The sequence below is a fragment of the Pedobacter suwonensis genome (assembly GCF_044762335.1).
GTDB lineage: Bacteria > Bacteroidota > Bacteroidia > Sphingobacteriales > Sphingobacteriaceae > Pedobacter.
Map to the genome: position 1 here is coordinate 327,439 of NZ_JBIWEB010000004.1, position 20,677 is coordinate 348,115.

At 41.2% G+C, this 20,677-nt stretch carries 14 protein-coding genes; 6 read left to right on the forward strand and 8 right to left on the reverse strand.

Annotation, left to right across the window (positions count from 1 at the left end):
• Nucleotides 1–181: 181 nt before the first annotated feature.
• The 4 genes from ACIQXP_RS09090 to ACIQXP_RS09105 are packed head-to-tail and all read right to left on the reverse strand — an operon-like array spanning nt 182 to nt 7,256.
• Nucleotides 182–1,585 (reverse strand): alkaline phosphatase, encoded by a 1,404-nt coding sequence (locus ACIQXP_RS09090; RefSeq protein WP_387505279.1) that lies wholly within the window; start codon nt 1,583–1,585, stop codon nt 182–184.
• An 8-nt stretch (nt 1,586–1,593) separates the two neighbouring features.
• Nucleotides 1,594–2,658, reverse strand: a complete 1,065-nt coding sequence (locus tag ACIQXP_RS09095) for a phosphatidylinositol-specific phospholipase C1-like protein (RefSeq protein ID WP_387505280.1) — start codon at nt 2,656–2,658, stop codon at nt 1,594–1,596.
• Between the two features lie 9 nt (nt 2,659–2,667).
• Nucleotides 2,668–4,257: a RagB/SusD family nutrient uptake outer membrane protein gene (locus ACIQXP_RS09100; protein ID WP_387505281.1), complete on the reverse strand. Its 1,590-nt coding sequence runs from the start codon at nt 4,255–4,257 to the stop codon at nt 2,668–2,670.
• A gap of 11 nt (nt 4,258–4,268) precedes the next feature.
• The gene (locus ACIQXP_RS09105) at nt 4,269–7,256 is read right to left on the reverse strand and encodes a SusC/RagA family TonB-linked outer membrane protein (RefSeq protein WP_387505282.1); all 2,988 of its coding nucleotides are present in this window, start codon (nt 7,254–7,256) and stop codon (nt 4,269–4,271) included.
• 404 nt (nt 7,257–7,660) lie between these two features.
• On the opposite strand from ACIQXP_RS09105, the gene ACIQXP_RS09110 reads away from it, so the two are divergent.
• The 6 genes from ACIQXP_RS09110 (at nt 7,661) to ACIQXP_RS09135 (ending at nt 13,976) form a co-directional block, all read left to right on the forward strand.
• Nucleotides 7,661–8,398, forward strand: a complete 738-nt coding sequence (locus ACIQXP_RS09110) for a hypothetical protein (protein ID WP_387505283.1) — start codon at nt 7,661–7,663, stop codon at nt 8,396–8,398.
• Nucleotides 8,399–8,517: 119 nt separating this feature from the next.
• Entirely contained in the window at nt 8,518–9,258 is a 741-nt protein-coding gene (locus ACIQXP_RS09115) for a hypothetical protein (protein ID WP_387505284.1), read from the forward strand.
• Nucleotides 9,255–9,938 carry a response regulator transcription factor gene (locus tag ACIQXP_RS09120; RefSeq protein WP_387505285.1) on the forward strand — a complete coding sequence of 228 codons (684 nt, stop codon included), beginning with the start codon at nt 9,255–9,257 and terminating at the stop codon, nt 9,936–9,938. Before ACIQXP_RS09115 ends, ACIQXP_RS09120 begins: the two co-directional genes overlap by 4 nt.
• A complete protein-coding gene (locus ACIQXP_RS09125) occupies nt 9,939–11,276 on the forward strand; it encodes a sensor histidine kinase (RefSeq protein WP_387505286.1) in 1,338 nt (445 codons plus the stop codon).
• 156 nt (nt 11,277–11,432) lie between these two features.
• Complete coding sequence (locus ACIQXP_RS09130) at nt 11,433–12,650, forward strand: MFS transporter (protein ID WP_293744127.1); 1,218 nt, start codon at nt 11,433–11,435, stop codon at nt 12,648–12,650.
• Between the two features lie 81 nt (nt 12,651–12,731).
• Entirely contained in the window at nt 12,732–13,976 is a 1,245-nt protein-coding gene (locus ACIQXP_RS09135) for an arsenic transporter (RefSeq protein WP_387505287.1), read from the forward strand.
• 517 nt (nt 13,977–14,493) lie between these two features.
• Here ACIQXP_RS09135 and ACIQXP_RS09140 read toward each other — a convergent pair.
• Genes ACIQXP_RS09140 through ACIQXP_RS09155 form a run of 4 tightly spaced genes read right to left on the reverse strand, consistent with a single transcriptional unit; the run spans nt 14,494 to nt 20,672 of the window.
• A complete protein-coding gene (locus ACIQXP_RS09140) occupies nt 14,494–15,642 on the reverse strand; it encodes a redoxin domain-containing protein (protein ID WP_387505288.1) in 1,149 nt (382 codons plus the stop codon).
• 1 nt (nt 15,643) lies between these two features.
• A complete protein-coding gene (locus ACIQXP_RS09145) occupies nt 15,644–17,272 on the reverse strand; it encodes a S41 family peptidase (protein WP_387505289.1) in 1,629 nt (542 codons plus the stop codon).
• On the reverse strand, nt 17,272–19,272 hold the full coding sequence (locus ACIQXP_RS09150) for a TlpA family protein disulfide reductase (RefSeq protein WP_387505290.1): 2,001 nt from the start codon (nt 19,270–19,272) through the stop codon (nt 17,272–17,274). The genes ACIQXP_RS09145 and ACIQXP_RS09150 overlap by 1 nt, the downstream gene beginning before the upstream one ends.
• A gap of 14 nt (nt 19,273–19,286) precedes the next feature.
• Nucleotides 19,287–20,672 (reverse strand): RagB/SusD family nutrient uptake outer membrane protein, encoded by a 1,386-nt coding sequence (locus tag ACIQXP_RS09155; protein WP_387505291.1) that lies wholly within the window; start codon nt 20,670–20,672, stop codon nt 19,287–19,289.
• Between the last annotated feature and the right edge of the window lie 5 nt (nt 20,673–20,677).

The following is a 20,677-nucleotide window of genomic DNA, read 5'->3' on the forward strand; positions in this document are numbered from 1 at the left end:
GTAGTGGAGAAATCTTCGAACTATGTTAAAAGATCTCTCCGCTGCGGCCGAGATGACAATTCATTCTAAGCCTGTCATCCAACTTCTTTGTTTTTAACTAAAAACTGAACTCTACCATTGACAGACTCTAATAGAAAGCCGTAAATGACGATGACCCGCAACCTTTCAATTTTCTGAATCATCAAGCCTTTATTAAAAATGCTTCAGGCATTTCTGCAGCTTTAAGCATAAAGTTATGCAGTTCGTAATTTTTAACAAAAGGTTTCAGATTTTCTGATCCCGGACCAAACATGGTCAGTTCTACATAATCTCCGGTATGATTCATTCCGGCCCATTGCACATCGGTATATTTACCCAGAATTTTGCCGTACTCGTAAAATGGCAGGTTTGCTTCATTGTAAAGCTGCCCCGGAACAATATCCTTAAAATGAGCCAATAAAGATTTTACATCTTCTGCTTTCATTTCAAAACCCTGGTTTTCTTTGATCAGATCAATTATTTTCTGTTCGCTAAAGGATTGGTTAAGCTGAGCCAAAAGCCAGGTGTTACTGTGTTTGAAGTGTTGAAGGCTATCGAACTTTTTGTTGGCTTCATCAGCATAAAATAAACCAGGGTTTGAATTCCCATGATCTGTGGTGATGATCACCAATGTTTCGCCATCCTTTTCAGCAAATTCTATTACTTTTCCTACAGCTTCATCAAAAGCAAGCTGATCGAAAATTAAACCGCTCAGATCATTCGAATGTGCGGCCCAATCTACTTTACCGGCTTCAACCTGTAATGCAAAACCATCTTTATGGTCTTTCATCAGTTCAATTGCTTTCATGGTCATCTCTGCCAAAGTTGGCGTTGATTCCATAAGCTCCTGGTCATGCACCCGGTCTATCTCGTAAGGCATTCCATCGGCTGCAAACAAGCCTAAAACTGGTTTGGATTTATCCAAAGCTAACATTTCGGTCCTGTTTTCAGCAACTTTGTAGCCCTGGGTTAGATATTTTGGAATCAGGTTTCCACCTGCCCTTTTCTCCCCGAAATATTGATGGCCGCCACCCATCATCACATCGAATTTCAGCCCTAGATACATTTCAGCAATAATATCCTGTCCGCCGCGGTTATCAATATTTACACAAAAACCCGCTGGTGTTGCGTGGGTAATCGGCACAGTGGTTACACAACCCACTTTTTTACCTTTTTCTTTAAACTTTTGAAGGATAGGCTGTGGCTTTTCGCCATTCATACCTACGTTCAGCGAACCGTTTCTAACGCGCATGCCGCTGCCCCAGGATGAACTGGCCGCAGCAGAATCGGTAACCAAAGAACTTGCCGAAGCGGTATCCATTAGTGCCCTTACCGCTTTATTATCCCGGTAAAGCCCCAACCATTTACTGCTTCGGCCAAATATGCGATTGGAATAAATATCGGCCATATTCAGCGTTCCGATACTCATCCCGTCGCTTACCATCATGATGATGTTTTTCGCCTTTTTACGCCCAGCTGCGGGCGAAGCGATAACATCTTTCATACCCACAAAAGGCAAACCTAAACCGGTTAATAAACCTCCTTTTAATAATGATCTTCTGTTCATACCTATTCTTAATTTTTAAATAAAGGGTTGGCTCTAAAGTATTTTCCACCAGCAAAACTGATGGCATAATCTGATTTAAAGTGTGTACTCTTTTTATAATAATCTGTTGTAATAACTTGGGCACCCGAGTTACAGGCGGCTTCGAAATCACTCCAGTCATTGTTTCTGGCCTGCTTCGTATCCGCATCTGCCCTGGTTCTGATGATGTAGCCTTTCTTTACCAATTCAGGAATCTGTTCATCCTTCGGATTATTCCGGATTATTAAAGCGGCCTCAGGCGTTCCTGGTTCTGCATTGGCAAATAGTACACGTCCTTTAAGTGATGGATGCCCCTGAATGTATGTATCGCGTTTTCGGCCTTTGGCATCCAGCACAAAAAGGAATTTACCTTTCGCCTGGCTAAGTTTAGGCCAGTTTTTGGCCAGAACAGCTTCTTCCAAAGTGTTGTATTTACCTCGAACCATATCAGGATTGATAATATGTTCCTTTCCTAAATGTTCAATAATTACCGCGTCCAGCTCATCAAAAGTCTTACCGGTAAAAACTTCAGGCTGTGTAAATCCTTTACGTTTTATCGAATCGTCTTTAACTTCTAATGTGATAAAAACAGGTGTGTGGTCTGGATGAGCATCTGACCATTTCTTTAACTGCTGCAACGCCATTACAAAAGTTAGTGCCGACGACCTGAAATCTAAATCCGGAACATGAAATACCTTAAATCCGGGTTTATTCATTTCACCATCTTTATCGAATTCTGGTTGCCCCTTTACCTGTTCAAAACCTCTGGGATGGGCGTATTTACCACCTTTCCCATCAGCATAAACATCGATTTCGAGATTTCTTAAACCCATATCCAATTGCGCAGGCATAGGAATATGTTCATAATCCAGACTGCTGGCAGCTGCCGAATCCTGTGATTTTATCACATTGAACAACGCCGGGTTAATGGCTTGCTTATAACTGTTATGTGAACCGATTACCTGTATTTGATTGATTGGCAAATCGTCCTTTTTATTAATTAAAGCAATTGCGGTCAATACCAGCAATAAACCAACACAGGTAATCAGTTTCATATTTTTAATTTAGTAGCCCGGGTTCTGTTTTAAATTGCTATTAAGCTTTAGTTCGTTGGCCGGAATCGGATAGATTCTTCTGGTGATATCTTTATTCATTTTTAAGACATCGTTTGGTAAAGGGTATTCTGTTTCGAACTGCCCAAAACGGATCAGGTCGTTTCTTCTCCAGGCCTCCCAACTGAATTCGCGTGCACGCTCATCAAGTAAATCCTGCAAACTTACTGCGCTAGCCGTTTCTGCGCCTGCACGGGCCCTTATTTTATTTAATAACAAAAGTGGTGTCTGTAATTCGCCATTCACCGCAGTGGCTGTTGCCCCTCTTAATATGGCTTCGGCTTTCATTAACATTACATCAGCCAAACGTAACAATGGCATATCATTTCCATTAAGGCGGGTGGCTTGAATGGCGTTTGGATCTGGCCAGTATTTTACTGAGCGCACACCTTTTGCCTGATCGGCAACCGTATTACCTAAATCCATTGGTTTACCTGGTTTTAAAATTAAATCAGGCGTAATTTCGATTTGTGTGGTTGTTCCGGCCACATAAACAGGTTTGGTTAAATCAGGTTTGCGGTTGGCGTCAGGCGCATATTGCTTACCTACCAGCCAGAAAGTGGTGCGGATATCATTATTTAAGTTGAAACGGTTAAAATATTCAGGAGTGGTACTCATCGAAATACTGAAACCTACATTTATACCATAGGCTGGTGCCAGCGCAGGATAAAAGCCAAACCTGGTGATTTGATTGCCTGGAATCTGCTGATCATAAGGAATTGCAAAAATGGTTTCGTTAATCTGCGGACCGTTATTTACATCAAAAATATCGCTATATTTTGCATCCAGGCTATAGTTACTGTTTTTCAAAATATTATCGGCCATGGTAACTGCATCATTATACCTTGCTTTTCCGGTATATACTTCAGCATTTAAATACATTTTTTCCAGTAAGGCATAAACCATTGCCTGTGTTGGTCTTCCATAAACAGCAACACGGTTAGTGTTATCTTTTACCGGTAATTGGGCAACAACCGCTAAAAGTTCTTTTTCTATAAATTCAAATACCTTTTCGCGGGTTTGGTTTCCAGGAGGCGTACTCACCGGAAAAGTATCTATAATAGGTACATTACCATACAAATCCATCATAAAGTAATAGTACAAGGCCCTCATTGCTTTTATTTCAGCTATACTTTTAGCTTTTGAAGCATCAGATGCAACGGATTCGGTAGTAAGATTAATTAGGCGGTTGCAATTGTTAATGCCGCCGAAACCCCATTGCCAGATATCTCTAACATTTGGGTGATCAATAGTCCAGGTATGGTAATGCAACTGGCGGTACTGGCCCCCATCATCAAAATTCCCATCACGTGCAGGCAGGATGGCCGCATCAGTAGAAAGTTCCTGCATTCTCCAATAAGGCACGCCGTATTGTGATGATAAGTTAGAATACATAGTACCAAAAAGTGCCGTGTAATCTGCAGTGGTATAGGGAAAATTTTCCTTAACGTATTGCGATTCTACATCGACATCTAGCTTGCTGCATGATTCGAAAACCATCAAACAGGCAAGAATATTAAACAGGATGATAAACTTTTTCATTTTCTTATTTTTTAGAATGATGCACTTACACCAAAACTATATGTTCTTGTTTTTGGATAATAATTATTGTTGTCTATACCTGGCGTTACACCACCCATATTAATCTCAGGATCAATACCGCTGTAGTTTGTAATCACGAAAAGATTATTCGCAGTTACATATAACCTGATGGCCTTGATAGATGGCGTTTTTGGTCTGATGGTGTAACCTAGCGTTGCATTGTCTAAACGTAGGTAAGAACCATTTTCTATAAAACGATCAGAGATCAGGTATGCATTCGCATCGTTGAAAGATTCGCCTAATGTAAACCTGGGTATATTTTGCAGCTTGGCATCAGCCGGATTGTTTAATGATGCCAATGTTGCATTTAATATTTTATTACCCAATACCCCACGAACAAGGAAATTCAAATCCCAGTTTTTGTAATTGAAACTATTTGCCCAGCCATAAATTAATTTTGGTTGTGCATCGCCTGCAATTTTAGCATCTGTTGTTAAGGGTTGTGTAGCAATGGTTTGTCCGGCGGCATTAACATAGGTACTTACGCCAGACGCATTTTTACCTGCATAATTCCATAAATTGAACGTACCCAGGGCATAACCTGGCTGAATGAGCTGACTGAAATTACCTGACTGGCCTTTACCTCCGAGTTGGGCAGTTTGGATGTATGAAATTTTATAGAAATCATCAGATAAGGTTTCTACAACGTTTTTATTGTGTGCAATGTTTGGAGAAGTTGTCCATTTGAAATTGTCTGTTTTAACTGCAATTGCGTTTAAAGAGAACTCTACACCTGTGTTTTTGATTTTACCAACGTTTGCCGTAATGGTTGGCAGGAAAAACTGCGTGGTTGAAACCTGATAATCTCCATAAATTAAATCAGAAGTTTTCTTCACATAAAAATCAACTGAACCTGTAATTCTGTCTTTAAATAATCCAAAATCTAAACCGATGTTGGTAGTTGCCGTACTTTCCCATTTCAAATCTGGATTAGGATTTCTTACCGGCCCAATGGCATTACTGATATTGCCATTATTTAAGAACTTACTATTCCCGGCTGGTGTACCGTAAATCAGTAGCGCAGAAAAGGCATCAAAACCTAAACTGTTACCTGAAACGCCATAACCTGCACGGAGTTTTAAATCACTCACCACCGGAACAGCTTTCATAAAATCCTCACTAGTAATTTTCCATCCGGCAGATACCGCAGGGAATAAACCCCAACGGTTATTTCTTCCGAAAGCAGATGAACCATCATCTCTTAATGAGGCCTGTAATAAATATTTTTCGTTGTAATTGTATTGAACCCTTCCATAGTATGAAATTAATCTCAAGGTAGATATAGGGGCGTTATTGAACGCAATTTGCGAAAGCAAAGTCGGGTTTGAAAGGAAAAGGTTGTTGTAACTTAAATTATCATTTGAAAAATTCTGTGTGGTAACGCCAAAACCGTCATTGGTTCTGTCTTCCTGCCATGAATAACCTGCAAGTAATTTCAAACTGTGTTTGCCAAAGGTCTTATCGTAGTTAAAGTAACCCTCAAGTACCTGGCTTTTATTTAAAACATCAATTTTTTGGGCTTGTCCGTTAACACCTCTGGCTAATCCCGATTGGCTGTTCAGGTAAGTGCTGTAATTATTCTGATCCCTTTGCGAGGAAACACTGGCAGTAAACCTTAAACCATCAAGAATATTTACCTGCGCCATACCGTTAATCAGGGTTTTGTTGTCTAGGTTACTAATAGCATTATTATCAACAATTGATAAAGGGTTTCTGGTTCCACTTCCGGTACGGTTGTAATTTTCCTTGTAAGTTCCATCTGTATTAAAAGGATTTACTGTTGGCAAATAAAACAACATGTTTGGTAATGCCTGAGATTGATAAATATCTGAGCTTTTTGAATTGCTATTCGTAACGGTTAAACCCAATTTTAACCTGTCGTTAAAAAATTTTTGGTTGATATATGCCCTTACGATAGTCCGTTTTAAAGAACTGTTTTTTAATATTCCTTTGTTATCCAGATAGTTTACGCTTGCTCCGTAATCTGATGCCTGACCAGAACCGCCAAAAGAAACATTATGATTCTGTGAAAAGCCTCTTCTTTCCAACAATGACTGCCAGTTGGTATCAGAACCATCATCGTCAATAGGGTTTAACGTTTGCTTATTATCTGCAAGATATTGTCTCAGCTCAGGTGCGGAAAGCATATCATATTTTTTCGATACCTTTTCAACTGCAGCATAACCATTATAGGATAAACGGGCCTGCCCGCTTTTAGAATGCTTTGTAGTAACCATAATTACACCATTTGACGCCCTTGAACCATAAATTGCTGTTGACGATGCATCCTTTAAGATATCTATACTTTCAATATCGGCAGGTGCAAGTAAATCAATTGATGCACCGGGAACCCCATCAATAACATAAAAGGGTTCTTGTGCTGCCCCCTCTCTAAATGAAGAAGGCCCACGAAGCGTTATTGATGGTTTAGCATTAGGGTCGCCACTTTTCGTTACGTTTAAACCAGCAACCTTACCTTGTAAAAGTTGTGCCGGGTTAACCATAACACCCTGGTTAAATTCTTCCGATTTTATCGAAGTCACCGCACCAGTTACATCTTTTTTATTCGCGGTACCATAACCGATTACCACAACATCTTTCAAATTTTGATTATCTGGCATAAGCGTTACGTTAATCCGCGTTTGACTGCCAACAGCTACTTCTTTTGATATACTGCCCAGCATGGAAAAAACTAAAACGTTTGATGATTTTGCCGAAATGTTATAGTTTCCATCAGAATTGGTAGAAGTTCCGCCGGTAGAACCTTTTATTCTTACGGTTACACCAGGAATCGGCTGGTTGGTTTCGTCAACAACCCTACCGCTGATGTTCTGCGCATTTTGTGCCATTACATTTATAGAGAGTAGCATGAGCATAATCAATAAACCCTGCAGCCTGCATACCTCGGTAAAGTAAATCAGTTTGTAAATTTTTTTCATGAATGAATAATTTATAGTTTGTTTGCATTAGCCAGAAACGGCACCTCATTTGGCGAAAACCCAATGACTAATTTTGCTACAAAGATGAGCCTGACCGGTTAGGAATTTATGATATAAAAAATACTGAATTGTTAAATTACGGAAGGAAACAGCATCTAAATGTTAAGAAAACCACGATTAAGCTCCATGTTAATCTTTTTAATTTAACATGAAGTTTAACAATCATTTATAAAACCATGGTATCAGCTGTTTCCATCTGACGCTGCTATTGAAATCGCTTTAACCTTTAAGCTGAAGGATAATTAAAAATCAGATGAACTAAATTTAATTTGCTTTTCATCCCCACTTCAGACCCCTGAAGTAGTTTTGAATCATAAAATCATTTAAAATCAAAAGAAAAGCATATGAAAAGTCAAATCAAAAAAACAGCAATAACAGCTGGTTTCACACTAATGAGTATAGCAACCTTTGCGCAGGTTCGTCCAACAGATAACGTTCCGGTACCACCGACCAGGGTACCCGGAGAAATGCCCCCTCCTCCCGCACCTCAAAGAGGCGGCTTGGAAAGAGGACATGCTTTAAAAGTTTTAACCTCGCTGAACGGAAAGGTAATTGCTTACCAAACGAACGACAGGTATATCTATAATCGTTTCACCTTGCAAAATGGCAGCCAGGTAATCACAGTCCGATTCCCGGAACAATTGGGCAAACAATTAATGAGTGCTGCAGCTAAGGGCAAATCAATAACGGTAAAAGGTTTCACAGATAATGGGCCGGATGGTGTAAGTACATTCCAGATGGCGAGTTTATCCGTTGACGGAAAACAAATAGTAGACACGCCACCAAGTTTACCTATTGCACCGGTTAGTGCAACTTCAGAGACGTTTACAGGAAAAATCAATGAGTTTAAACGAGATCAGGGCGGTGCAATCCGCGGGCTTAGCCTTGACAGCAAGGTGGAAATAGATTTACCACCACATGCAATTGAACAGCTGCAACCGCTATTGAAAGCAGGTGATAAAGTAAAGGTGACCGGCATTAAAGACACCCCGCCATCGGGTGTAGCACTGGAAACCGGCGCCCCAACCGTCATTCATCCGGAAACCATCGAGATCAATGGACAGACTTATTTGTTAAGATAGCCTGGTTGGATTGGGAGCGCAAAATTTGCTCCCAATCTTAAAATATTTACTGATGTGTATGAACTAATTGGCTGCATTACTGTTAACTGATAAAATACGACAGCTATTTTGCAGGTTTTATGAAAATGGAGCGAAATAATGATTTACAGGATAAGCCAATAAGGATGAACAATTACCGTCCACTACTGGTCGTCATCATTATTTTGCTATTGGTTATTATCTGGCTGCTGATCAAACCTCCGGTACCTGTTTTACCTAAACCACCATTACATCATAATGGGCCGAAGATGGAAGGGCCACATAAACAAAGGGTAATTACCGGAACTGTTACCCGATATAAGAACAATCCTCATTTGGATATTAATGCCCTGGAGTTAAAAACGGAAAAGGCTGGTTTAATTACTATTGATTTTCGGCCACATACGGCAGCATGGGTAACCAAAATTGGTGCCGTTGGTGAGCAGGTTACGGTAACATATGGATTAAATCCGAGCGATGAGGTAGTTGGCTACCAGTTAATAGCCATCAAAAACAATAGAAGGGGGATTAGCCAGACGCTAGATGATTTACCCCCGCCGCCTGATGTCCCCGATCAGCGATTAGAAAAGTTTCAGCTGGAAAATCCTGTTTTAATCACAGATCAATACGGTGGAATTGTGGCACTCAGAAAGAATAACCTGTTATTTCACTTTAAACCAGGTCTGGTAGATGATATTGCACACCTCATCAAAGTCAGTAATACCTTTCATCTGGAAGCAGTGAGACGGCAGGATGACCAGGGCTTTATTAACATCAATCATGACAAAGTATACATTGTGCTCCGCATTACGATAGATAACAAAACATTCCTGGTAAGATGAAAATATTATTGATAGAAGACGAGTTAAAGTTAGCTGGATTTATTGCCGACGGCCTTACGCAGGCGGGTCATATCTGTGATGTGGTTGCTGATGGTAATAAAGGTTTGGAAACCGCCATGATTGGCCATTATGATCTTATACTATTAGATATGATGTTACCCTCGCTAAATGGCCTGGAGGTTTTAAAAAACCTGCGTAGCTTTAATAACCAAACCCAGGTTATTATTATCAGTGCCCTGAATGATACCGAACATGTGATAAACGGACTTGACCATGGTGCTATTGACTATCTTAAAAAGCCATTTGAACTTGAAGAACTGTTGGCCAGGATACGTTCTGTACAGCGGCGATCATTTGCACAGGATTCACTCAAATTACAGGTTGCAGACCTCAAGGTAGACCTTTTGACCAGGGAAGTTAGCCGCTCCGGCAAAACAGTTATGCTGAGCAACCGGGAATTTGCACTACTGGAGTTCCTCCTTGCTAACCAAAATAAAGTGGTTACCAAATCACAGATCCTTGAAAAAGTGTGGGACATCAACTTTGACCCCGGTAGCAATGTAATAGAAGTACATCTTTACCAGCTTCGAAAAAAAATGGACAGAGGTTACGATGAAGAATTGATCCATACGGTTGTGGGGCGGGGTTACATTTTAAAAGGCGATGTAAAACAAGGTTAAATGAGAATAGGAAAGCGTCAGTTCGGTATCAAACTTAAAATTACGGCTGCATTTAGCCTGATTTTTATTTTGTTAAGTTTCTCCTTTAACCTTTACTGTTACCGGAAAATCAGGATGCTGATGATATCAGATAATGATGCTTATTTAATAGCGAGGGCCAAAACGCTTCTGGATAAAACGGAAGTATTGCCTGCAATTATTCCTTTGCCTGATCAGAATACCTCCATCAGGGTATTATATCATTCAGCGGGGAAACCCATCGTGGTGTTCCAGTCTCCGGGCATCATTAAAAACATCCGCACACCTGCAAAGGCAGGCGTAACCGATACCTTAGGCATGAGGGTTGCATACGTGGCTAGCAATAATGAAGACAATCCAGCCGAACTGATGCTGGTACGCAGTGCTGATCAACTTAACAGTAACTTACAATACCTGCTCCTTTTACTTTTTACCTGCAGCCTGCTGAGTGTTTTACTTGCAGGTCTCATTGCCTATATTTTATCTTTTTACCTGCTACAGCCTGTGCAGCGCATCATTAACGCAGCCAAACTCATCAATGCGCATAAACTCCGCGATGTTATTCCAGTAAAAAAAACGAATGACGAACTGCAGGAATTAACTGAAACCATCAATACCATGTTGGTTCGGATCGATGAATCGTTACGGCAGCAACAAAACTTTTTTGCCTCTGCCTCGCACGAATTAAAAACACCGCTGGCCATTATGCGTGCTGAAATAGAGGTTCAACTATCAAAACCGGGGTTGACACCCGCACTATCAAACCTAATGGAAAGTCAGCTTACCGAGATCAACAGGCTGCAACAGGTGGTGCAGGAGTTCCTGCTGGTAAGCCAGTTAAAAAGTAGCGGCATTACGTTACATCGGCAACAGATAGACCTTTCGCTGGTAATACTCCGATTGTTTAACCGGTTCCAAACATTTATGCAGCAAAAAGAATTAAGCACAGATATTGATTTTGATCAGGATGCTGAAACTTTTCTAGTCATTGCCGATGATGACAAGCTGAATATCTTATTGATGAACCTTATTGAGAACGCGATTAAATATGCTGTCCCGGGAACGCCGATCAGTTGCGTTGTAAAGCAATCTAACATAAAGGATTATATCACCATTAGTCTTAAGAATACAAATAACGAAGAAAGTTTCCCGACTGAAAATCTCCAGAATGCCTTCCATAGGGAGACCATAGAAGCCAACGGTGCAGGGATTGGCTTATGGCTGGTTAAAGAGATTACTAATTTGCACAATGGAAAATTCAGTATAGAAAGCAGCAATTTTTTCTTTGAAGCAGTGGTTGATTTGCCAACTATGCTATAACCTGGTATGGATTTATAATTATTATTGCTTATTAGTATGAAGAAAAATTAATTTAAGCAAAAAACCAATTCAATCATCTGATTTACAAACAAATAACCAAAAATATTCCTATTAAGTGTTTAAACAAAATATCGCACTTGGTGTTAGGAGACCTGTATGAGCAAACAAGCAGCTTTAGGCGTAACAGATAAGCGGATTATCTGGCCCTTACAATCTCTTAATTTTTTCATGGCCGACCTCCAGGCCGGTGTCGGACCATTTCTAGGCATCTTCCTTTTGGCACATGGCTGGAAAAGCGGGCTGATCGGTTCAGTGATGACCATTGGTGGTGTAGCCGGAATGATCATGACTATTCCGGCAGGTGCATTAATCGATGCCACTAAAAGAAAAAGGTTTTATGTGGTTATATCGGCGGTTTTCACCATACTGGCTTCAGGAATAATCTTATTCACCCAGGAGTTCTGGCTGGTGAGCATTTCGCAGGTGGCAACAGCTATTGCCGGGTCGGCCATTGGCCCGGCCATCATCGGCATTACGCTTGGTATAGTAAAACAAAAAGGATTTAACAAGCAAAATGGTTATAACCAGGCCTTCAACCATGCAGGCAATGTGGTAGGTTCTGCACTTTCAGGTTACCTGGGCTACAAATTTGGCATCACGGCTATATTTATTCTGGCAGCTTTTTTTGGGATACTGTCTATCATTTCAGTATTATTGATTCCGGCTAATTCCATTGATGATGACGTGGCAAGAGGGATGAAAGAGGGAGATAAAGATGAAAAAGCAAGTGGATTCGAAGTATTGTTTAAATGTAAGTCATTATTGGTACTGGCGGGCGCGCTGGCCTTTTTTCATTTGGGCAATGGTGCCATGTTACCGCTTTACGGTCTTGCTGCAGCATCCAGTGGAAATGGTAATGCTTCCATGTTTGTAGCCATGACGATTATCATTGCACAATTGGTAATGATCGGCACCTCACTGTTAGCCATGAAAATGGCTGATAAAAGTGGCTACTGGTTAGTATTGTTTATCTCTTTCTTATCGCTGCCTATACGTGGTTTATTTGCTGCGTATATGCACAGTCACATAGGAATTTATCCTGTACAAATTTTAGATGGCGTTGGGGCTGGCCTGCAAAGTGTTGCTGTTCCCGGCTTGGTTGCCCATATCCTGAATGGTACGGGAAGGGTAAATATCGGCCAGGGCGCTGTGATGACGGTACAGGGCCTGGGAGCATCACTTAGCCCCGCAATCGGGGGCTGGATAGCACAGGGAATGGGTTACAGCAGTGCTTTTATGATTCTTGGTGCATTTGCCATTGGTTCCATCCTGTTGTGGACCATCTTTGCAAAAACAATTAAGGATGCCTGCTAACACTGGGAGGTAATCAAAAAATGTATAGCGAAACAGCCAAGTTGAACATAACTGAAAAGCAATATCTTAGCGCGATAAAATATGGATAACATACTCATCTGGATTATTTCTTTCCTTGCCATAGCGGGTGTAATCATCAGGCCTTTTAAAGTTACGGAAGCTGTATATGCAGTTTTTGGGGCCGCGCTGTTATTATTATTCCAACTGATTACCTTTTCAGATGCCTTTTCCGGAATAGCGAAAGGTTTGGATGTGTATTTATTCCTAACCGGAATGATGTTGCTGGCCGAAACTGCAAGAGAGGAAAAACTGTTTGACTGGCTCGCCGCCCATGCCACTATAAGGGCTAAGGGATCTTCGGGACGATTATTTTTACTCGTCTATCTGGTTGGTGTGATGGTAACCACATTCCTTTCCAATGATGCCACAGCTGTTGTATTAACACCAGCTGTGGCAGCGGCAGTTAAAGCAGCTAAGGTAGAAAAACCTTTGCCCTATTTATTGATCTGCGCATTCATTGCCAATGCAGCTTCTTTTGTGCTGCCTATTTCAAATCCGGCAAATCTGGTAATCTATGGTACGAATATGCCATCCCTAATGCATTGGCTGAGTTTGTATCTGATCCCTTCAATATGTGCCATTACTGTTACTTATTTTGTGCTCCGGTTCTCACAGCGTGAGTGTTTTAAACAAAAAATCAGAACAGAGATCAACTTGCCAGAACTAAGCCCGGGCGGTAAAACAGCTTTGATTGGAATATGTGTAACTGCAACTGTTTTATTAGCTGCTTCTGCCATGAACATGGAACTGGGGTTGCCCACATTGATTACGGGTATCATCACCAGCGCCATTGTATTGACCCGCGCGAGAAAAAATCCCGTTAATGTGATTAAAGGAATATCATGGACAGTGCTTCCCTTGGTGGCAGGCTTATTTGTAGTGGTTGAAGCATTAAATAAAACCGGGATGACGCAACAGCTAAGCGGCTTGTTAAATGATGCTATAGCACAATCTGAAACAGCAGCCGTATGGCTTAGTGGTACGGTAACTGCGATAGCCTGCAATTTAATGAATAATTTACCTGCCGGACTGATAGCAGGTAGTGTATTGCAAAATGCCCATGCGCCCGATCTGGTTAAAAGTGCAGTATTAATTGGTGTAGACCTTGGTCCCAACCTCTCCATAACCGGTTCACTGGCCACTATATTATGGCTGGTGGCTTTAAGACGAGAGGGGCAGGACGTAAGTGCCTGGACATTTTTAAAATTAGGAAGCGTAATTATGACGACAGCATTGATAGCTACTATACTATCCCTATGGATTTGATTTGTATTTTATATCGATATCAATAACTTGAATTTGGTCGATACCGATCTGAAGAAGATACCAAGGTTTTGCAAAAGAGCCGCCGGGGTTGCATCAATGTGTATAAAATTGCTAATCCTGAGAAATAATTTATGCTGTAAAAATCAATATAAGTGACTTTAGTATTTAATTGAAATAAACCTTGCCTAGCACCGTCAATAACGAGTACCATCAGGGCTTTTCGCTGAAAAAGAATGGAATTTCATCCGAAAAATATAAACTGATAATCAAAAACTTAAGTTAAGATCAAGATGATTAAGTACAAACAAGCAATCTCTTGCTATTATCAGTTATCAGCTCGCAGGAAAGATTGCTTCACTCTATTGCCCCCCCTCTTCTTCAGTTCGCAATGACGTTAAAAAAACGAATCATTCACAACTCAATCCAATAGCTACTGGATGACGACTTCACTACTAATAATAAAAAAAATGCAGGCGACATCCGTCAACCTGCATAATCATCATTAACTATAAGATTTTTACTTGGTGCGTCCGTCAAATATTTCTTTGATTTTTGCTTCCAGGGCTTGGCCTCTAAGTTCTTTGGCGATAATTTTTCCGCTTGGATCGATTAAAAAATTCATAGGAATAGCTTTAACCTCATATCTAGCCGCAGCCTCATTTTCCCATCCTTTTAAATCACCCACCTGTTTCCAGGTCAGTTTATCGTCTGCTATCGCTTTAATCCATTTCGCTTTATCAGCTGCTTTATCAAGCGAAACACCTAAAATTTCAAATCCTTTTGATTTATATTGCTCGTAAACCTTAACCAGGTTTGGGTTCTCTCTACGGCATGGCGCACACCATGAAGCCCAGAAATCGACCAAAACATATTTTCCGCGGTAATCAGAAAGTTTAACCATTTTTCCGTCAACATCAGGCTGGGCAAAATCCTGGGCCTCTACGCCCTCCTGTGTTTTTTTGAAAGTAGCGATGCGCAGGCCAACCTCTTTACCGAAATACGAATCCCTTAACTTCGGATTGATGGTCAGGTATACTTTTTCCATTTCCACCGCGTCGAAGCCCGGAGCTAAAGTGGAGTTTAAAGCCATCAGCGACATAAAATTGTCAGGGTTCTTTTTTACATAATTGATCTTCGCATCCACAATTTCCTTTTCTACTTCCTGTGCACGTTTTTCCAGATCCATGATAGCCGCCTTATCCTGCTTTTTAGCTTCAGGCATATCCTGGTATTCCTTATTCAGGGCTTGCATTTTATCGTAAAGCGGACGAAGCAGATCATCTACACGGCGACTCTCTTCTGTTTGGGTTGAGCCTTTCATCACGGCGGTTTTTAAAGAATCTTTACCAGTGATGGTAATATCCTCATTATCAAGGATCAGACTCAAACCATCTATTTTAATACGTTTACCCGGAATTTCTACCGCATCGTCATGTTTCAAACGTAGGGTAGCTTCCATAGGGGCGTCTACATGCCCTTTAAAAGTAAAACTTCCGTTTACCAGAGGTACAGAATCCAGTACCTGTTTACCTTCTCTGTTTGTCAATAAAAAAGCTTTTGCAGGCTTGCCCAGTTTACCGATCTGGCCTTTAATGGTATATCCTTTTTGTGCGGTTGCACTCAGGGAACAAAGTGCAGCTAAGGCACCAATGATTAATGTCTTCATATTAGTTTTTTTTCTTTTGATTTGGAGATGATTTACTATTGGTACTTCCATCCAATAATTTGTTGTATGTGGCTTTAGAATTAAGGATAGATAAGGCAGTATCAAAGGCGGTACTGGATTCGTTACGAATGCGCAGGGCATAACCTTTACCTACGTACAACATATCTGCTATGGCGGCTTTAAGTTCTATATTGATGGTTTTTCGTGCAACAGGCGCTGTTTTTGCAGGCATTTTGACACCGAGTTTTGCTGCGTCATCAAAAATCCCATCCACCATGGTTTCTTTCACTTTGAAGCCCTGATCGAAAGCCTCAAAATTGGGATAGGTAGCTGTGAGCTCATTACGGTTCTGCTGCACCAGTTCAAAGGCTACTTTATTTACTAAACCACTATTCATAATTTGATTCAGCCAGGTACTATATAATGCCGTATCTATCGGAACAAACTGATCGGGCATGATCCCCCCGCCGCCATACACCATTCTTTTATGATTAAGTGTAGTGTATTTAAGCGAATCGGGAAAATGATAATGCCCTGCTTCTTTCAACTCACCCGAGGCCATTCTCCTGTTAAAATCTTCAAAATAATCTGCCTTGCCTTTGGTGTAAGGCTTCTGGATAGATCGGCCTGAGGGGGTATAATAGCGCGCGGCGGTTAACCTGATTACCGAACCATCGCTCAATGGCAATCCTTTCTGCATCAAGCCTTTTCCAAAGGTTCTGCGCCCTACAATAACGGCCCGATCCCAGTCTTGCAAAGCACCGGTCAGGATTTCACTGGATGAAGCGGTCGATTCGTCAACCAAAACCACCAGTTCGCCATCCATAAACTGCCCGAAACCACCGGTTAAGTAATAATCCTTTACGCCTGTATTGGTAACCGAATAAAAAACTGTTTTTTCAGGCGGGAGAAATTCATCTGCAACGCCAATGGCCATATCTACTATGCCTCCGCCATTCATTTGTAAATCCAGGATCAGCTTGGTCATGCCCTGAGCCTTCAGGCTTTTTAAGGCGGCATCCATTTCGCGGCGGGTAGATTGACTGAAGACAGATAGGGCAATATAACCGATCTGCCTGGTAACCATGTAACTGGCTGTAATGGATAATTCGGCGATCTGCTCCCGCATTACCGTGAACTTTAAAGGTTCCGGCTGCCCTTTACGCCTGATGGCCAGGTCAACGGCTTTTCCTTTTTCTCCCCTCAGTAATCGCATCACTTCCTGGTTTTTCAGGTTTTTACCTAGAATTGTCTGACCATCTACGCTTACAATCTGATCGCCCACCTTTAAGCCTACCCGGGCAGCAGGTCCGTCTGGATTTACACTGATGATAAACGTACTGTCTGAAAGCATCGCGAATCCGATCCCAATGCCGGCAAAACTTCCCGACATGGATTCGTTCATGGCCTCCACCTCTTCGCGGCTGATGTAGCTGGAATGCGGATCAAGACTGCCCAACATGCCCTTGATAGCGGCATCTACAACGGGTTCATCATTTACCGGATCTACATAGTTATCCTGGATCAGCTTTAAAGCATCCTGTAGCTTAACCTTCGGATTCATCTGCGCCTGAACAGAAAGCCCTATCCAAAAGGAAAAAAAGGCTGTAATTATCGTTTTTCTTATCATTATTTCTCTGCTCTTAAAATCTCAATGGCGGTTGATAATTCATCGCGTAGCTGACTCGGGCTACCGGAATATCCTTCTGAACTATAGCGTACTACGCCGTTTTTTACAATGATTTTGCGTGGAATGGAAGACTGTTTAAACAATGGTAACAGGCTTTTGAATACCTGGTCCTGCGCTCCAGTTGAACTAACCGCATCATGCAAAAGGTTGAAACGAAAGCCCTGACTTTTTACATAGTTCACAGATTTGGCTTTGTAATCGCCGGTTTGCATCGTACCGATCATGTACACTCCCACTTGCGGGTCTTTTGCATACTGATCTACCAGTAATTGCATCCCTGGAAAAGCTTCGATACAAGGTCTGCACCAGGTGGCCCAGAAATCAATCACGACAATTTTATTTACCCAATCATTAGAGTTTACCATTTTACCGTTGGCATCTTCCAGGCTGAAAGGCTTTAACGGATAATTGACCATATTGGCCAATGCATGGGCTTTCAATTCCGCCTTTTTATCGCTTGGCAACAGAGATGATAAATATTCCTCATAGCCTTTTTCCTGACCCTGGTGTTCGCTTTTATATAATTCCTTTAATTTGGCGAACATGTCAGGCGTAACCGCATTGGCTGCTACGCTGTTTTCAAGCAAGGGTTTAATGGCCTGGTCATCTTTCAGTTCGCTCAATACACGAAGATGCATGGCATTCATATCAGCATTACCATAAGTGCCTTCTTTAGATAGGTACTGAAAAAAGTTTTTTGCTGCTGCGAAATCTTTTTGGTTAATGGCTAACGCAACATGAGTAAATAAACGATCGTCCATTTGCTTATCGGCGTTTTCCTGTGCTTTTACCGCATCCCTGCCAAAGTCGGCCAGATAAGACTGATCATGCTGGCGTTCTAACAGGTAAGGAATAATCTTTTTGCTCAATTCGTAAAGTAATTTATAATCAGCTTTACCAGACATGGACATTTGATTCCGGGTAATGTTCCAGCGATAAATTTCGTTGGCCGTTCTAAAATCAATATCCTTAAACAGGGATAAGAATTGATCTATTTGATTACCATCGAAATAATTGGTGCCCAGCCCCCTGTAAATCTCATAATATAAAAAGCCTTTGTCATCCGGGTTTTTCTTCCACTCTGCATAAGGATATTTTTTAAGAAAATCTTCAGATGCCAATTGATAAGCTTTTGCTGAAGCTCCTTTAGTTGCGGCACGGAAACTCAATAATTTTGCTGCTCCGCTTTTTGGCTGGTACTGGAAAATCAGTTTTTCTATTTCTTTTGCCTGCTGATCCCGTTTTTCGCGGATATAGTAATTATGGGCTTCTGTTAAAAATGCTTCACTATATTTTTCCTTTTTGATGGACGACTGTATTGCTGCATCGGCAAAGGCATTAAAGTCTTCAGCAGGCATTGTTGAACGTTTTAAATTAAGATAGGTGAAAAGCACTGGTCCGGCCCCAATTGATTTACCGGAGATTTTCTCTTCTTCTTTTAACAGAGAATCAGTGATCTGGGTATTTTTTTCGGTCGAAACAAAACTATTTAAACTCCAATCGCCGGTTAAGTTTGCCCTTAATGCAGCTTCTGCCAGATAACTGCCAGTCTGTGCTTTTCCGTTGTTACCTACAACCCTGGTAAAATACCCTTTGCCATGATTATTATCACTGGCTTCCGGTGTCTCGACTGGCCCCTGATAAAATTTTAAAGCAAGGAAAACAGCATTTGCAGGCAGCGTATAATTGGCTTGCCATTGGTCTTGATCCTTTTTGAGTGTAAGCGACACAGTATCCCAGCGTTTGCCATCAAAATAGGCCAGTGTTGCTTTGGGCTCGTCGCTAAATTCAAGGTCACCACCTTTTGCCTGGTAATAAAATGTGGCTGGTTGATTTTGCCTTAACAATTCTGGTTTCCAGGTTAAGGTCTGGGCTGCCAACTGCTGCCCAAAAAAAGGGCAAAGCAGTAGCAGACCATTCAGTAAAAGATTTTTTTTCATAAGCTTTCCGCAGATTATCTCGGATTCTGTTGCAATTCGGGGTTTAATAAAATATACTTATCACCTATCGGATAGATATAGCGATTTGAAGTTGGGGAAAGTGTATAATCTGTTCCTTTGTAATTACGCGTTTTGGTTTGGATAAAGGCGTCATCAAGCATTAATCTCTTCTGATCAAACCAGCGTAAACCTGTGCCAAACAACTCCTTTCTCTTTTCTTCCACCACAATCCTTAAGGCATCAGCAGCATACGAAGCCGTTAAAGGCGCATAATTGGCGTTATTAAAACGCTTGATCCTGAGGTTATTTACCACGGTCATGGCGTCGGCCGTCTGACCTGCTCTCGCTAAACATTCTGCTTTGATGAGCATGATTTCAGGTACCGATGGGCCATTGTTAATAACGAATTCACCATTTACCAGATACTTGCATGAAGCCCTCCCTGTAAATGCAGTGCTAAACTGACCAGGAAATCTGCTTCTAACATCTGTATAAATTTTATATCGCAAATCTGTTGTGCCTAAAGATGTAAGCAAATCGTTGCTTAATGAGGTAGCGGGAATAACCACATTCGCAATTTTAGAAAATATAACCTCGGGATTTACCAATCTTACCGGAAGCGTCATCGGCGTATTTTCATAAGCCTTTAAATCGATCAAACCACTTTGCAAGGCTAAGGTGCTATCAGCATATAAAGCAGCATTATTAAAATCACGCATGCTCAAATATGTTTTTGAGAATAGCGCGTAAGCCGCAGCTTTACTCGGACGTACATTAAAATCAGCAATGGCCGGTAAACGACTTATTGAAGTTCTTAAATCTTTAAGAATCTGCGAATAAACTTCAGCTACTGGAGCTCTACTTAATTTAGTATACAGGTTAGGCGTAGTAAGCAGAGGAACCCCCAAATCAGTAGCGGCAGTTGCACTGCTATACTGCTTGCCGTACATATTTACCAATATTAAATAGGCATAGGCACGATGAACCAGTGCTTCAGCATAAATGGTTTGTTTTTCGGTTTCGTTACCACCTTGTGATGTCAACACACCTTGTAAAACTTCGTTGCACACATAGATAGTTTTATACTGCCTTTCCCAATCACCATCGCTTTGAGTATCGGACGTATATTTACTTGCCCAGGTATACACATTGGCAAAAATATCAGCAGATGCGGAGCTTAACGCATTTTGCCGTACCTGATCGGTAATTTCAATATCATCACCCGATAAAATCGGATATGAAAATGTACCTTCTAAAACATTATTGTTGTTTAACGTATTTCTATAGTCGGAGGTATATTTTAGCGTTCTGATTGAAAGCTGATCAATCTCCACATATTTTCTGCAGCCTGCCATAGCAATTGCTAAAGCAAACAATATAATTGAATATCTCTTTTTCATGTTAA